Origin of the sequence: Rhodoferax sp. WC2427, assembly GCF_040822085.1 — a bacterium.
In the GTDB taxonomy this organism is placed as follows: Bacteria; Pseudomonadota; Gammaproteobacteria; order Burkholderiales; family Burkholderiaceae_C; genus Rhodoferax_B.
Genome location: NZ_CP162006.1, coordinates 2,925,555 through 2,940,520, shown reverse-complemented (window position 1 = coordinate 2,940,520; position 14,966 = coordinate 2,925,555). Strand labels below are relative to the sequence as shown.

Annotated in this window: 17 protein-coding genes; 4 read left to right on the top strand and 13 right to left on the bottom strand. The window is 63.7% G+C overall.

The features are described 5' to 3' along the window. Positions 1-198: 198 nt before the first annotated feature. The 3 genes from AB3G31_RS13915 to AB3G31_RS13905 form a co-directional block, all read right to left on the bottom strand. Entirely contained in the window at positions 199-1,479 is a 1,281-nt protein-coding gene (locus tag AB3G31_RS13915; RefSeq protein WP_367846676.1) for an EAL and HDOD domain-containing protein, read from the bottom strand. A gap of 161 nt (positions 1,480-1,640) precedes the next feature. Further along, positions 1,641-2,888: an EAL and HDOD domain-containing protein gene (locus AB3G31_RS13910; RefSeq protein WP_367846675.1), complete on the bottom strand. Its 1,248-nt coding sequence runs from the start codon at positions 2,886-2,888 to the stop codon at positions 1,641-1,643. Between the two features lie 57 nt (positions 2,889-2,945). Further along, entirely contained in the window at positions 2,946-3,755 is an 810-nt protein-coding gene (locus AB3G31_RS13905; protein ID WP_367846674.1) for a ferritin-like domain-containing protein, read from the bottom strand. A gap of 32 nt (positions 3,756-3,787) precedes the next feature. Between AB3G31_RS13905 and AB3G31_RS13900 the strand changes: the two genes are divergently transcribed. Continuing rightward, positions 3,788-4,312, top strand: coding sequence for a gamma carbonic anhydrase family protein (locus AB3G31_RS13900; RefSeq protein WP_367846673.1), 525 nt, complete (start codon positions 3,788-3,790; stop codon positions 4,310-4,312). 48 nt (positions 4,313-4,360) lie between these two features. After that, positions 4,361-5,350 carry an Hsp33 family molecular chaperone HslO gene (locus AB3G31_RS13895; RefSeq protein ID WP_367846672.1) on the top strand — a complete coding sequence of 330 codons (990 nt, stop codon included), beginning with the start codon at positions 4,361-4,363 and terminating at the stop codon, positions 5,348-5,350. Here AB3G31_RS13895 and AB3G31_RS13890 read toward each other — a convergent pair. From AB3G31_RS13890 to AB3G31_RS13870, 5 genes are all read right to left on the bottom strand, one after another. Continuing rightward, on the bottom strand, positions 5,336-5,980 hold the full coding sequence (locus tag AB3G31_RS13890) for an AAA family ATPase (protein ID WP_367846671.1): 645 nt from the start codon (positions 5,978-5,980) through the stop codon (positions 5,336-5,338). The genes AB3G31_RS13895 and AB3G31_RS13890 overlap by 15 nt on opposite strands. A gap of 1 nt (position 5,981) precedes the next feature. After that, entirely contained in the window at positions 5,982-6,260 is a 279-nt protein-coding gene (locus AB3G31_RS13885) for a septum formation initiator family protein (protein WP_367846670.1), read from the bottom strand. A gap of 12 nt (positions 6,261-6,272) precedes the next feature. Beyond that, the gene (gene eno / locus AB3G31_RS13880; protein WP_367846669.1) at positions 6,273-7,556 is read right to left on the bottom strand and encodes a phosphopyruvate hydratase; all 1,284 of its coding nucleotides are present in this window, start codon (positions 7,554-7,556) and stop codon (positions 6,273-6,275) included. Positions 7,557-7,694: 138 nt separating this feature from the next. After that, positions 7,695-8,552 (bottom strand): 3-deoxy-8-phosphooctulonate synthase, encoded by an 858-nt coding sequence (kdsA, locus tag AB3G31_RS13875; protein WP_367846668.1) that lies wholly within the window; start codon positions 8,550-8,552, stop codon positions 7,695-7,697. A 94-nt stretch (positions 8,553-8,646) separates the two neighbouring features. After that, positions 8,647-10,314 carry a CTP synthase gene (locus tag AB3G31_RS13870; RefSeq protein WP_367846667.1) on the bottom strand — a complete coding sequence of 556 codons (1,668 nt, stop codon included), beginning with the start codon at positions 10,312-10,314 and terminating at the stop codon, positions 8,647-8,649. A gap of 112 nt (positions 10,315-10,426) precedes the next feature. Here AB3G31_RS13870 and coaBC point away from each other — a divergent pair, with 112 nt between their 5' ends. After that, positions 10,427-11,677, top strand: a complete 1,251-nt coding sequence (gene coaBC / locus AB3G31_RS13865) for a bifunctional phosphopantothenoylcysteine decarboxylase/phosphopantothenate--cysteine ligase CoaBC (RefSeq protein ID WP_367846666.1) — start codon at positions 10,427-10,429, stop codon at positions 11,675-11,677. 9 nt (positions 11,678-11,686) lie between these two features. Continuing rightward, positions 11,687-12,133 carry a dUTP diphosphatase gene (dut, locus tag AB3G31_RS13860; RefSeq protein ID WP_367846665.1) on the top strand — a complete coding sequence of 149 codons (447 nt, stop codon included), beginning with the start codon at positions 11,687-11,689 and terminating at the stop codon, positions 12,131-12,133. Between the two features lie 75 nt (positions 12,134-12,208). On the opposite strand, the gene AB3G31_RS13855 is transcribed toward dut, so the two are convergent. From AB3G31_RS13855 to AB3G31_RS13835, 5 genes are all read right to left on the bottom strand, one after another. Continuing rightward, positions 12,209-12,529, bottom strand: coding sequence for a type II toxin-antitoxin system PemK/MazF family toxin (locus AB3G31_RS13855; protein WP_367846664.1), 321 nt, complete (start codon positions 12,527-12,529; stop codon positions 12,209-12,211). After that, entirely contained in the window at positions 12,516-12,746 is a 231-nt protein-coding gene (locus AB3G31_RS13850; RefSeq protein WP_367846663.1) for an addiction module antitoxin, read from the bottom strand. Before AB3G31_RS13850 ends, AB3G31_RS13855 begins: the two co-directional genes overlap by 14 nt. A 61-nt stretch (positions 12,747-12,807) precedes the next feature. Then, positions 12,808-13,506 (bottom strand): aspartate/glutamate racemase family protein, encoded by a 699-nt coding sequence (locus AB3G31_RS13845; RefSeq protein WP_367846662.1) that lies wholly within the window; start codon positions 13,504-13,506, stop codon positions 12,808-12,810. A 15-nt stretch (positions 13,507-13,521) separates the two neighbouring features. Then, positions 13,522-13,947, bottom strand: coding sequence for a BLUF domain-containing protein (locus tag AB3G31_RS13840; RefSeq protein ID WP_367846661.1), 426 nt, complete (start codon positions 13,945-13,947; stop codon positions 13,522-13,524). Then, positions 13,944-14,909 carry a GGDEF domain-containing protein gene (locus AB3G31_RS13835; RefSeq protein WP_367846660.1) on the bottom strand — a complete coding sequence of 322 codons (966 nt, stop codon included), beginning with the start codon at positions 14,907-14,909 and terminating at the stop codon, positions 13,944-13,946. The genes AB3G31_RS13840 and AB3G31_RS13835 overlap by 4 nt, the downstream gene beginning before the upstream one ends. Positions 14,910-14,966: the final 57 nt, after the last annotated feature.

The following is a 14,966-nucleotide window of genomic DNA, read 5'->3' as shown; positions in this document are numbered from 1 at the left end:
TTAAAAGTTACAAAATGCAAGCGGAAAAAAGCAAATTGGCTGCCAACCCTGCTGGCGCGGGGCGCACGGGTCCCGTGGCCTGCAATGTTTAGGTTTTGGGGGGCTAAATTACAGGTAAAAAAAAGCTGCCCATGCTGGTGGTACCAGCATGGGCAGCTATGGATATTGAACTTAAAAACAGGAGCGCTTGAAACCTGTTTACGCGCCCAGCGTTTCGGCCCAGGCCAGGGCCTGCAGGTGCGCCCAGTTGACCTGCTTGTTGGACAGGTGCAGGGCTTCGGCGGTGCGGGCGAAGACCTCGTCGTTACCGCTTTCGCAGGCTTCGGTGAGCGCCAGGAAAGGCGCCAGCACGCCGGTGCGGTGCAGCAGGGCATCCAGTACCGGCTGGGGCAGGGCGACGGATTCCAGGGCCTTGGCCAGCGGCACGCCCAGCATCACATCCAGCATGGAAAACACGCCCACCACAAAGGCGTTGTCGCAGTCTTCGGGGGCCAGCATTTCGGCGGCCAGCAGCTCCATCAGCTTGCCGCGCACCACGGCGGTCTGGCCGACCACCGGGCCGGGGCCGTCTTTGTCGCCACGCGAGGTGGTCATCAGCAGGGCGGCCCAGCGGAACAGCTTTTGCAGCCCCAGGATCATCACCGCGTGGCGAAACGAGGTGATTTCGCAGTTCAGCCCGAAGCCGGAGGAGTTGATGAAGCGCAGCAGGTTGAACGACAGCGTGGGATCGCGCTTGAGCAGTTCTTCGATTTCGGTGGTGGTGGCCTGTTTGCGCACCAGGTTGATCAGCTGCAGGATGGTGGCCTGCGAGGGGCGTACGGTTTGCGCCTTGACCAGTGCGGGCTTGGCAAACCAGTAGCCCTGGAAAAGCTTGATGCCGTAGCTGGTGAGCAGTTGGTGCTGTTCGGCGCTTTCTACCTTTTCGGCAATGATCTGGGCGGTGGTATTGGCGGTGGCGAACTTGACGAAGGGCAGCACCAGCTCGGGCTTGAGGGCCATCAGGTCCAGCTTCACAAACGAGGCCAGTGCGCGCCAGGAGGCGTAGCCGCGTGTCAGCACCGTGTGGTTGAAGGCAAACCGGAAGCCGCGTTTGCGCAGGTCTTCCAGTACCAGGGCGTGGCTGGCGATGTCTTCGGGGGTGCTGCCGGGTACGGGCGGTACTTCAAGCACCACTTTGTCGGGGTGGACCAGTTCCAGGTGGCCGCCGGCCAGGCTCTCCAGCGTGCAGTTGATGAAGACCAGCTTCTTGCCGACCAGGGTTTCGATGTCGGTGAAGGACAGGGCGTTGACCAGCAGGGCGGCATCGCTGTCGGCGGTGTAGGTTTGGCCGGGGGTGGAGCGGTCAAACAGCTCATAGCCGAATACCGCACGGTTTTCGTCCACGATGGCTTGGCGGGCAATCAATACCTGGCTATCGGGGGAAGCATCGGGTTCCAGAGGGTGCCTTAGGCTGTGAAGTTGGTCGGGTATGGTGGACATGGCATGGGCAGTTCTGAGGGCCACGGAGGCCTTTTTTCCATTCTAGAGAAGAACTACCGGCAAAGGAGCGGCGATGTCAGGGTATTTACCAGATGTTGCCGCTTGAAGGGTTTGTCCGTGGGTTATCTGCAGCCCCAGATGGCCCATGGACACATTCCCGCCTACATACCCATGGTGTCGGCCCAGACCAGTGCCTCCATGTGGGCCATGTTGATGCGGTGGCTGCTGAACTGCAAGGCTTGGGCGGCGGCACCGAAGGCGGTGTCGTCGTCGTTCTCGCAGGCCTTGGTCAGGGCCAGCATGGGGCCGTACAGGCCGGTGCCGTGCTGCAGCGCCTCGGCCACCGCCGGGGGCAGCGACAGCAGGGCCAGCGCCTGGTCCAGCGGCATGCCCAGCATCACGTCCAGCAACGAAAAGATGCCCACTACGAAGGCGCCGTCGCATTCTTCGGGGCTCAAGGTGCCGGTAGCCAGCAGCTCCATCATGCGCCCGCGCACCACCGCCGTGGTGCCCACGGCCGCGGGCGAGCCGTTGGCCTTGGAGGTGAGCAGCAGGGCGGCCCAGCGGAACAGCTTTTTCAGGCCCATCAGCATCACCGCCTGGCGGAACGAGGTGATCTCGCGGTCCACGCCAAAGCCTGCCGAGTTGATCAGCCGCAGCAGGTTGAAGCCCAGTACCGCGTCTTTTTTCAGCACGCTCTCGATCTCGTCGGTGCTGGCCTGGTTGCGCACCAGGTTGATCAACTGCAGCACGTGGGCCTGGCCGGGGCTGACGACCTTGGTCTTGATCACGTCGGGACGGGCAAACCAGTAGCCCTGGAACAGCGTGGCCCCGTAGGACAGCAGGGCGCTGAACTGCTCCATGGTTTCCACTTTTTCAGCCACCACCGCGGCCGGTGTGCGGGCCTTCACGGCCGCCACAATCACCTGCAGTTGCTCGGGTCGCAGCGCCATCAGGTCCAGCTTTACAAACGCGGCCAGCGGTTGCCACGGGGCGTACACCGGGGCCAGCACGGTGTGGTTGAACGCCAGCCGAAAACCACGCTGGTGCAGTTCCTGCAGGGTTTGTTGGCGCGCCGCGATGTCGGCGGGCGCATGGCCGGGCACGGGGCCGACTTCCAGCACCACCTTTTCGGGCTGGATCAGGTCCAGGTGGCCACCGGACAGGCTCTCGTGCGTGCAGTTCACGAAGATGGTCTTTTTGCCCACCAGCGACTCGTTGCCAGTGTGGGTCATGGCATTGAACACCAAGGCTACATCGCTGGCTGCGTTGTGCGATACGGTGGAGCGGTCAAACAGCTCGTAGGCCACCACTTCCCGCTGGGCGTCCATGATGGGCTGGCGGGCGATGATGACGGTGCCGGTATCAACCGGCGTGGCGGGGACGGCAGAGGGATCGGAGGAAGGCATGGGGACGTATGGATTTGTTACGTATCGTAACTTGGAAGCAGGTGCTCGGATAGCCGACTATGCCAGCAAAATGGCCAGTTCTTCGTCGGTGAAGCCGGCCTGCAAACGCGCCTGGGTGTTGAACGGCGGCTTGGGTGTGGGCGCATCGTAGCGCTGGGCCAGCACGCGGTAGTGTGCTATCGGGTCCAGCCCGTCGCGTTGGCACAGCCAGCGGTACCAGCGGTTGCCAATGGCCACGTGGCCGACCTCGTCATGCAAAATAATGTCCAGAATCTCCACCGCCCGCAGCGTCTGCGGTGTGGCCACCCGGCGCAGCTTGGCCTGGATCAGGGGCGTGGCGTCCAGGCCGCGGGCTTCCAGGGTGCGCGGCACCAGGGCCATGCGGGCCACCACGTCGCCCGCGGTGGCGGCGCACACGGTCCACAGGCCGTCATGGGCGGGGAAGTCGCCGTAATCCCAGCGCTGGCCCTGGTCTCCCACCAGGCATTGCAAATGGGCGCGCAGCAGGCTGAAATGCTGGGCCTCCTCGGCGGCCACGCGCACCCAGTCGCGGTAGTAGGCATCGGGCATGCCGTCAAAGCGCCAGGCGGCGTCCAGCGCCAGGTTGATGGCGTTGAATTCGATGTGCGCCACGGTGTGCAGCAGCGTGGCCAGGCCGTCGGGGGTGAAGGGCGAGCGCTGCGGCTTGACCACGCGCTCCACCAGCACCGGCCGGGTCGGGCGGCCGGGTGGGTCACCGAAAGGCTCAAAATCGGTCTTTGCTATTGAAAGCGTAGCTGCCTGCGCTTGAAGCATCAGCGCAGAGGCCACTTTTTGTGCCGGATCGGTCAGGCACAGGGTGTGTAAGGCGCGGGTACGGAGTTCCATACCTACAATTGTAAAAAATTAGGAGAACCGGTATGGCTCTGTATGCATTGGACGGGGTGGCACCGCAGGTGGCGGCCACGGCCTGGGTGGCGGATAGCGCCGAGGTGGTGGGCGATGTGGTGCTGGGCGAAGACAGCAGCGTCTGGTTTGGCGTGGTGGTGCGCGGCGACAACCACCGCATCACCATCGGCCGGGGCTCCAACGTGCAAGACCTGAGCGTGCTGCACACCGACCATGGCGTGCCGCTGGCGATTGGCGAGAATGTCACCATCGGCCACCAGGTAACGCTGCACGGTTGTACTGTGGGCGACGGCTCGCTGATCGGCATTGGCGCGGTGGTGCTCAACGGGGCCCGCATCGGCAAGAACTGCCTGGTCGGCGCGGGCGCGCTGGTCACCGAGGGCAAGGAGTTCCCCGATGGCAGCCTCATCATCGGCAGCCCGGCCAAGGTGGCGCGCGCCCTCACGCCGGTGCAAATTGAAGGCCTGCAGCGCAGCGCCCAGGGCTATGTGGCCAATGCCCGGCGCTTCAAGAGCGGCTTGCAAAAGCTGGCCTGAACCCCATATCGGCTTCTACCCCCGCCCGTACCCCATTAGGAATCCACTGTGTCTGAACTCCATAAATTTATTTTCGATGGCCTGCCTGTGCGTGGCTGCATCGTGCGCCTGACCGACGCCTGGCAAGAAATTCTGCGCCGCCGTGCTTCCAACTCCACCACCGGGGCTTACCCCGCGCCGGTAGCCGAGCTGTTGGGCGAGATGACCGCTGCGGGCGTGCTGATGCAGTCCAACATCAAGTTCAATGGCGCGGTGGTGCTGCAGATTTTTGGCGACGGCCCGGTCAAGCTGGCCGTGGTGGAGGTGCAGCCCGACCTCAGCCTGCGCACCACCGCCAGTGTGATGGGCGAGGTGCCGGTAGATGCCAGCCTGAGCCAGATGGTCAACCTGGACAACCAGGGCCGCTGCGCCATCACGCTGGACCCGAAGGACCGTTTCCCCGGCCAGCAGCCCTACCAGGGTGTGGTGCCGCTGTTTGGCGACAACAAGGAAAAGCTGGAGAAGTTCAGCGACGTGCTGCAGCACTACATGCTGCAAAGCGAACAGCTCGACACCCTGCTGGTGCTGGCCGCCGACGAGAACGTGGCCGCCGGGTTGCTGATCCAGCGTCTGCCCATCCAGGGCGAGAAGAACCTGGCGGGCAGCGTGACCAGTGAAGCCAACGAGAACGAGATTGGCCTCAATGAGCACTACAACCGCCTCGCCACCCTGGCCGGTACGCTGAAGCGCGAAGAGCTGCTGACGCTGGACGTGGACACCATCCTGCGCCGCCTGTTCTGGGAAGAGCAGGTGCTGATGTTCAGCCCGCACATCGGCCCCACCGCGCCCAAATTTGCCTGCACCTGCAGCCGCGACCGCGTGGGCGCCATGATCCGCAGCCTGGGCACCGACGAGGTAGAGGGCATCTTGGCCGAGCGCGACGAGGTGGAGGTGGCCTGCGAGTTCTGCGGCAAGCAGTACCGCTTTGACGCGGTGGACGCGGCCCAGCTGTTCACCACGCCGGATGCCAGCTTGCCCGGGCCGTCAGTGGTGCAGTAGGGCGGTAAACAGCCGGTGCTCGCATTCCGGGTCGCTGCACTTTTCGCAGTTCCAGGTCCAGGCAGCATTTTTTGAAGAAAATCGGCCTCCAGCGCTTATTCCATAAGCATGAGAAGCTACTTTTTCAATAGCATGCAGCGCATTGCGGGTGCGGGCTGAGTCTTTGCCGTAGACCACCTGGTAGGGCAGGTTGGCGCACGCCAAGGCAGCGCGCAGGGCGGCGTCGACCGGGGCGCGGCTGTGCGGACCATCGCGTTGCGGGTCGGCGGCCCAGGGCAGGTCCAGGCCCATCACCAGGGTCAGGTCGAAATGCCGTTGCTGCTCCAGGGCGGCGGCGTACAGGCTATGGTCGCCAAACAGCACATCGCTGTAAACGGCCGTCATCAGTGCCGTGGTGTCAGCTAGCAAATAGGTGGCGTCGGGGGCTTGGGCGATGCGCTCGGTGTGCGCCTGGGCAATGGCCTGTTGCTCGTCGGCCCGCGGCGTACGGCCTGCCTGGTCGCACCACTGGCGCAAAGTTTCTGAAACAGGGGAAACGCTGTGGCCCTGGCTGCGCAGGGTGGCGGTGATGGCCGTGGCCAGCTGGGTCTTGCCGGTGCTCTCGGCACCCAGCAAAGCTATTTTGATCAACTTACTTTGGCGAAATGTGCACGAAGATTTCGTTGGACTTGACCATGCCCAGCTCAAAGCGGGCACGCTCTTCGACCATTTCCAGGCCTTCTTTCAGGTCCCGCACCTCGGCGCTGAGCTGGTCGTTGACCCGCTGCGCCTGGGCGTTGTGCTCTTTGAGCGTCTCCAGCTTTTGCTGCAGACGCGTGACCTCGGAAATACTGCCCCGCCCAAACCACAGCTGCCCGTGCAGTACTGCCAGCAAGGCCAGCAAGACGATGGGGACTACACGGGAAGCCATGGCAGGGTGACCTTACTTCAGGTTGTAAAAGGCTTTACGGCCGGGGTAGGTGGCCACGTCGCCCAGGTCTTCTTCGATGCGCAAGAGCTGGTTGTACTTGGCCATGCGGTCCGAACGGCTCAGCGAGCCGGTCTTGATCTGGCCCGCATTGGTGCCCACGGCGATGTCGGCGATGGTGGAGTCTTCGGTTTCGCCCGAGCGGTGGCTGATCACGGCGGTGTAACCGGCGCGCTTGGCCATCTCGATGGCGGCGAAGGTCTCGGTCAGGGTGCCGATCTGGTTGATCTTGATCAGGATCGAGTTGGCGATGCCCTTGTCGATGCCTTCTTGCAGGATCTTGGTGTTGGTGACGAACAGGTCGTCGCCCACGATCTGCACGTTCTTGCCCAGGCGGTCGGTCAGGATCTTCCAGCCATCCCAGTCGCCTTCGGCCATGCCGTCTTCGATGCTGATGATGGGGTATTTGTCGACCCACGAAGCCATGATGTCGGTCCATTCCTGGCTGGTCAGCGACCAGCCTTCACCGGCCAGCTCGTACTTGCCGTTCTTGTAGAACTCGGACGCGGCGCAGTCCAGGCCCAGGGCGATCTGCTCGCCGGGCACATAGCCGGCGTTGGTGATGGCTTCCAGAATCATCTGGATGGCGGCTTCGTGGCTGGGCACGTTGGGGGCAAAGCCGCCTTCGTCGCCGACCGCAATGCTCATGCCCTTGTCGTGCAGGATTTTCTTCAGCGCGTGGAACACTTCGGCGCCGTAGCGCAGAGCTTCGCGAAACGATGGGGCCCCCACGGGGATGATCATCAGCTCTTGCAGGTCGAGGTTGTTGTTGGCGTGCGCGCCGCCGTTGACCACGTTCATCATGGGCACGGGCATTTGCATGCCGCCCATGCCGCCGAAATAGCGGTACAGAGGCAGTCCGGATTCCTCGGCGGCAGCGCGGGCCACGGCCATCGACACGGCCAGCATGGCGTTGGCGCCCAGGCGGGATTTGTTTTCGGTGCCGTCCAGGTCGATCAGGGTCTGGTCCAGGAAGGCTTGCTCGGAAGCGTCCAGGCCCAGGATGGCCTCGGAAATTTCGGTGTTGATGTGCTCGACGGCCTTGAGCACGCCCTTGCCCAGGTAGCGCTTTTTGTCGCCATCGCGCAGTTCAATGGCTTCGCGCGAACCGGTGGAAGCACCCGACGGCACGGCCGCACGGCCCATGGTGCCGGATTCCAGCAGCACATCGCATTCGACGGTGGGGTTGCCGCGCGAATCCAGAATTTCGCGGGCGACGATATCAACAATTGCACTCATTTTTTGTCTTCCTTGGATGGTTAAAAATTGGGCCGGCGGCAAGCCATTGACGCAGCCCTGAATTCTTGCATGGCTTTGGTGTCGCGCACGCGTCAATGCGCCGATTGTTCGCGGGTTGTAACTGTTGCAGAACCGCAGTTACGCGGAGAAGCTGTTTTCCAGATAACCGTTTTTCTTGGTCACGCGGTCCAAAGCCACCAGGGTTTCCAGCAGGGCGCGCATGTGCTTCAAGGGCACGGCATTGGGGCCGTCGCTCATGGCTTTGCTGGGGTCGGGGTGGGTTTCCATGAACACACCGGCCACGCCCACGGCTACCGCCGCACGTGCCAGCACCGGCACCATCTCGCGCATGCCGCCGCTGCTGGTGCCGTTGCCGCCGGGCAGCTGCACCGAGTGGGTGGCATCGAACACCACCGGCGCCAGGGTCTCACGCATGATGGCCAGGCTGCGCATGTCGCTGACCAGGTTGTTGTAGCCAAAGCTGGCACCGCGTTCGCAGGCCATGAAGTTATCGGTTTCCAGGCCGGCCTCTTTGGCGGCGGCGCGGGCCTTGTCGATCACGTTCTTCATGTCGCCCGGCGCCAGGAACTGGCCCTTCTTGATGTTCACCGGCTTGCCGCTTTGGGCCACGGCGCGGATGAAATCGGTCTGGCGGCACAGGAAGGCGGGCGTTTGCAGCACGTCGACCACGCTACAGACCTGGGCGATCTGCGATTCGTCGTGGATGTCGGTCAGCACCGGCACGCCCAGCTCGCGCTTGACCTTGGCCAGAATCTCCAGCCCCTTGTCAATGCCGGGGCCGCGGAAGGTGCTGCCGCTGCTGCGGTTAGCCTTGTCGAAGCTGCTCTTGAAGATGAACGGAATGCCTAAAGCGGTGGTGATTTCCTTCAAGGTGCCCGCGGTGTCCATCTGCAACTGCTCGGACTCGATGACGCAGGGGCCTGCGATGAGGAAGAAGGGCTGGTCCAGGCCAATGGTGAAGTTACAGAGTTGCATGGTGTATCTCGTGGTTGGGGTGGGGCAGCAGCCGTTTTCAGACCCGGTGTCAGGAATGCTTTTTTCCGGGTCCCAAGGCGGTGCTCCCCGGTCCTTACTTGGCAGACTTGGTTTTTTTGGACGCGGGGGTGTGCTCTACCGCCGCCTTCACAAAAGCATTGAACAGCGGGTGGCCGTCCCAGGGTGTGGACTTGAACTCGGGGTGGAACTGCACGCCCACAAACCAGGGATGGACGCTTTGCGGCAGCTCGACCATTTCGGTGAGTTGCTCGCGCTGCGTCAGGGCCGAGATCACCAGCCCGGCGTTGCGCAGGCGGTCCAGGTAGTGCACGTTGGCTTCATAGCGGTGGCGGTGGCGTTCGGTGACCACGTCGCCGTAGATGCTGTGCGCCAGCGTGCCGGGGGCCACGTCGGAGCTCTGCGCGCCCAGGCGCATGGTGCCGCCCAGGTCGGAGTTTTCGTTGCGGGTCTTGATGGTGCCGTCGGTGTCTTTCCACTCGGTGATCAGCGCGATCACCGGGTGCGGGGTGAGGGGCTCGAATTCGGTGCTGTTGGCATCTGCCAGGCCCGCCACGTGGCGCGCAAATTCGATGGTGGCCACCTGCATGCCCAGGCAGATGCCCAGGTAGGGGACCTTGTGCTCGCGGGCAAACTGGGCGGCGCAGATCTTGCCTTCGATGCCGCGTTTGCCAAAGCCGCCGGGCACCAGGATGGCATCGAATGCGGCCAGGGAGTCCACGGTGTCAGGGACGATGGTTTCGGAATCGACGTAGCTGATCTTCACCCGCACATGGTTCTTCATGCCGGCGTGGCGCAGGGCTTCGTTCAGCGATTTGTAGCTGTCGCTCAGGTCCACGTACTTGCCGACCATGGCGATGTTGACATCGCCGCGCGGGTTGGCGGTTTCATAGACCAGGTCGTCCCAGCGCTTCAAGTTGGCGGGCGGGGTGTTCAGGCGCAGCTTGTCGCAGATCAGGCCGTCCAGCCCTTGCTCGTGCAGCATGCGTGGCACTTTGTAGATGGTGTCCACGTCCCACATGGAGATCACGCCCCACTCGGGCACGTTGGAAAACAGCGAGATCTTGGAGCGCTCTTCCTGCGGAATCGGGCGGTCGGCGCGGCACAGCAGCACGTCGGCCTGGATACCGATTTCGCGCAGTTGCTTGGCGGTGTGCTGGGTGGGCTTGGTCTTGAGCTCGCCCGCGGCGGCGATCCAGGGCACGTAGCTCAGGTGCACGAAGGCGGTGTTGTTCGGGCCCATTTTCAGGCTCATCTGGCGCACGGCTTCCAGGAAGGGCAGCGATTCGATGTCGCCCACGGTGCCGCCCACTTCGACCAGCGCCACGTCTACTGCGTCGGGCTCGCCAAAACGCGCACCGCGCTTGATGAATTCCTGGATTTCGTTGGTCACGTGCGGAATCACCTGCACGGTTTTGCCCAGGTAGTCGCCACGGCGCTCTTTGTCGAGCACGCTCTTGTAGATCTGGCCGGTGGTGAAGTTGTTGGACTTGCGCATGCGCGTCTCAACAAAGCGTTCGTAGTGGCCCAGGTCGAGGTCGGTTTCTGCGCCGTCGTCGGTCACAAAGACTTCACCGTGCTGCAGCGGCGACATGGTGCCGGGGTCTACGTTGAGATAGGGGTCCAGTTTGATCAGGGTGACTTTGAGCCCCCGCGATTCGAGGAGTGCTGCAAGAGAGGCTGAAGCGATTCCCTTGCCCAGGGAAGACACGACACCGCCGGTGACGAAGACAAATTTGGTCATCTCAAAGTCGGGAGCTGATCCCGGGGGAGGTGGTAAAACAAGATTATAAGGGCGCCAAATAGGTGCTCTCTGCGCACTCTGCGGGCGCTCTGGCTCTGCTACATTGCCCGCCATGAACCCCAATACACCTCTCTTGGCCCCTTCGACGGCAGACGGCGACCTGGCTGGCAAGCACATCGTGCTGGGCCTCACCGGCGGCATTGCCTGCTACAAATCGGCCGAGCTGTGCCGCTTGCTGGTCAAGGCCGGGGCTACGGTGCAGGTGGTGATGACGGAGGCGGCCACGCAGTTCATCACCCCGGTGACGATGCAGGCGCTGAGCAACCGACCTGTGTTTGGCTCGCAATGGGATGCACGCGAGCCCAACAACATGCCGCACATCAATTTGAGCCGCGAGGCCGATCTGATCTTGATTGCCCCGTGCAGCGCCGACTTCATCGCCCGGCTGGTGCAGGGCCGCACCGACGAACTGCTGAGCCTGCTGTGCCTGGCCCGGCCCATGGCCACCGTGCCGCTGCTGGTGGCCCCGGCCATGAACCGCGAAATGTGGGTGCACCCCGCCACCCAGCGCAACATGGCCCAGCTGCAGGCCGACGGCGCGGTGATGCTGGGCGTGGGCACGGGCGCGCAGGCCTGCGGCGAAACGGGCGACGGCCGCATGCTGGAGCCTGCCGAGCTGCTGGAGGACGTGGTGGCCTTCTTCCAGCCCAAAACCCTGGCCGGGCAGCGCGTGCTGGTCACCGCCGGGCCTACCTTTGAAGCCATCGACCCGGTGCGTGGCATCACCAACCTGAGTAGCGGCAAGATGGGCTTTGCCATCGCCCGCGCCGCCCGCGAGGCCGGGGCTGAAGTCACGCTTGTGGCCGGGCCCGTGGCCTTGGCGACCCCGCGTGGGGTCACCCGCATCGACGTGAAATCTGCACAAAATATGCTGGAAGCCGTGATTCCATCGGCGCAACAAGCTACTATTTTTATAGCAACTGCAGCGGTGGCCGACTGGCGGCCCGCGCAGGCGGCAGACCACAAGATCAAGAAGGACGGCTCGGGCGCCACGCCCCAGTTGCAGTTTGTCGAGAACACCGACATCCTGGCCACCGTGGCCCAGTCTGCCCGTGCTTTGAGCGGCGCCTTGTTTTGTGTTGGCTTTGCGGCGGAGAGCCAGAACCTGCTGGCCAATGCCCAGGCCAAGCGCGCCCGCAAAGGCGTGCCGCTGCTGGTGGGTAACATCGGCCCGGCCACTTTTGGCCAAGACCACAACGCGCTGCTGCTGGTCGATGCGCACCGCGCCACCGAACTGCCGCACGCCTCCAAACGCATCCTCGCGCGCCAACTGGTCGCCGAGATCGCCCACCGTATTTCCTAGTTTTCCCCCATGATCATCGACCTGAAAATCATCGACCCGCGCATGGCAGACCAGTTGCCGGCCTACGCCACCCCCGGCAGCGCCGGCCTGGACCTGCGCGCCTGCCTGGACGAGCCCCTGGTGCTGGCCCCCAACGCCTGGCAACTGGTGCCCACCGGCATCGCCATCCACCTGGCCGACCCCGGCTTTGCCGCCATGATCCTGCCGCGCTCCGGCCTGGGCCACAAGCACGGCATCGTGCTGGGCAACCTGGTGGGGCTGATCGACAGCGACTACCAGGGCCAGCTGATGGTCAGCGCCTGGAACCGCAGCACCGTGGCCTTCACCATCGCCCCGATGGAGCGCCTGGCCCAGCTGGTCATCGTGCCGGTGGTGCAGGCCCAGTTCAACGTGGTCACCGAATTCCCCGCCTCGGAGCGCGGTGAGGGCGGCTACGGGTCGACCGGCAAGGGGTGAAGGTTTGCTACTATTTTGGTAGCTGCTTACGCTGATGGAATAAGCGAGAGCGGCTTAAAAAGCATAAGCCTGTCGCTACAGGCCCATTTGCAGGCGCATGGCTTCTTCGACGGCCTTCATGTCGGGCTTTGACAGAGTGCCGAGCAGGGATTTCAGGCGCGACTTATCGGCCGTCATGATCTGGTCGGCCATTGCTTTGCTGCGCGCGCCCGCCACCGTCACCAGCGCGTTGCCGGGGTACATCCGCTCGGTGTTGCTGGTGAGTGCTACCACGATCACGCGGCCCAGGTTGCGGTTGGCGGCATCGTTGCTGACGATGATGCCGGGCCGGGTTTTGGTGACCTCGCTGCCGACGGCAGGGTCAAACTCGACCCACCACACCTCACCGCGTTTCATGCGCCACGCCCGAGATCAGCCCCTCCACCCAGGCATTGGCTTCGGCTTCGTATTCGGGGTCTGCGGCCATGGCACGGTAGCCATCGTCTAGCGAATCGCCCATGACGTGGGGGCGCGCCAATTCTTGCAAAAATTGGCTTACCTTGCCCCGTCCGATGACCCGAAAAAGCCCTTCATAGACATCTTCGTCCATGGTGATGGTCATTTTTTTTTGCATGTTGGATCCTTCTGCGCTGGCTTGATACGTATTGTACGTATGAAGCCCCGTGTGCGGGCAATCAGCCCACCTGCAAGGCCCACTGCGCCGCACTGACGGCGTGGATGGCGGTGGTGTCGAACAGTGGCACGCTGCTGTCGCTGGCATCCACCAGCAGCCCGATCTCGGTGCAGCCCAGGATGATGGCCTGTGCGCCCTGGGCGACCAACCCGGCCATGGTGGCCCGGTAGGCCTCGCGCGAGGCGGGCAGGGTCTGGCCCAGGCAGAGTTCTTCGTAGATGATGCGGTGCACGGTGTCGCGGCCCGGCGCGTCGGGCACCAGCACACGCAGGCCATGGCGGGTTTGCAGGCGGGCGCGGTAGAAATCCTGCTCCATGGTGAAGCGCGTGCCCAGCAGGCCGACGGTGTTGAAACCTGCAGCCTGGATGGCCGTGGCGGTAGGGTCGGCGATGTGCAGCAGCGGGATGCTGACGGCAGACTCGATGGCCGCCGCCACCTTGTGCATGGTGTTGGTGCACAGCACCAGGCCTTCGGCCCCGGCACGGGCCAGGGCGCGGGCGGCATCGGCCAACACGGCCCCGGCGGCGTCCCAGTCGCCTGCGTGCTGCAGGCGCTCGATCTCGAAGAAATCGACGCTGAACAGGATGATCTTGGCCGAGTGCAGGCCGCCGAGCTGCTGTTTGACGGTTTCGTTGATCTGGCGGTAGTAGGGAATGGTCGATTCCCAGCTCATGCCGCCGATGAGGCCGATGGTTTTCATAAACAAGCCGGTGGATTAGCGTTGGGCCGTTTGCCAGAAGCTGTGCAGCAGCAAGATCCCCACCGGGGTGTCCTTGGTGGGAATGGTGCCGCTAGCGGTCTGCTTCCAGCGGGCGGTAGACAAGGCCAGCATCTCAGAGCCGGTGGGCCGCGCGAAACCCATGTCCCAGCGGGAGTAGCTGCGCTCGGCGATCGGCTCCAGAAGCAGTTCAATCACGTTCTCGTGCAGGGGGTCGCGGGCAATGCGCCGGTAGGTTTCTTGCAGGGCCGGGGCCGGGCCTTCGAGGTACTGCATGAAGTTGCCACCGTTGTAGAGCAGCACGCCGGTCAGCGCGTTCTGCTGGTTGCGGTCGCGGGCTTTGCACAGCAGCTGCTCCAATGCGGGTTCGCCCAAGGGCAGGCGGGCGGAGCTGACATACACCAGGCTGAGAAGTGTGTTCATACGGCGTGGATCAGTGCGGTGCAGACACGGTTGCGTCCCGTGGCCTTGGCGCGGTAGAGGGCGGTGTCGGCGCGGTCGATGAGCAGGTCGATGCTTTGGCGCGGCAGCATGCTGGCGCAGCCAATGCTCAGGCGCAGAGAGAGCTGGCTGCGGCCCGCGTCGATGGTGCGCGTGGCGATGCCAAGGCGCAGGCGTTCGGCCAGGTCGGCGGCGTGGTGGATCGGGGTGGCGGGCAGGATGATGAGGAATTCTTCACCGCCCCAGCGGCTCACGCAGTCCACCGTGCGGCAGGTTTGGGCGAGTTGCTGGGCCACGGCGCGCAAGGCCATGTCGCCTGCCGGATGGCCGAGCTCGTCGTTGACGCTTTTGAAGTGGTCGATGTCGCACAGCAGCACCGAAAACTCCGAGTCCACCCGCTGGTAGCGCCGCCATTCCTGCTCCAGCCGCTCCTGGGCTTCGCGCCGGTTGGGCAGGCCGGTGAGGGTGTCGGTACGCGACAGGCGGTTGTTTTCTTCCAGCGCGTGGCACAGGTCGTGCACGTCGCGAAAGGCGACCATGTAGTAGTCGGGCCAGACCGGTGAGTGGAGTTCGACCGTGATGATGAACCAGCGCTTGTGGCCGTTATGGCACTGCACCAGCGCCTGCACTTCGGCCGTGGGCAGCCCTTTTTCCCTGCTCTCGGCGATCTTGGCTTGCCAACTGGCGATGACACTGGCTCGGTAATCGGGGTCGGGGTAGGCTTTTTCAAACCAGCTATGGCTGTCGGGGATGTCGCCCAGGCTGTAGCCGATCTGGGCGGTAAAGGCTTTGTTGAGGTAGAACTGTTCGCGCGGCCCGGCAGCCGATCTACCGGCAGAATTGCCAACCCGGGAGATCAGCAGGGGGACCGGCATGAAATCCATGCCGTGGCACAGGGTTTGGAGCGCCTGGTCAGGGTGCTGCATTGGTTCGGCTAGTCGCATAGGCCTAGAAGTGGTGTGTGCAATGGAAGCCGCCACATCACCCGCACAGTGCCTGTG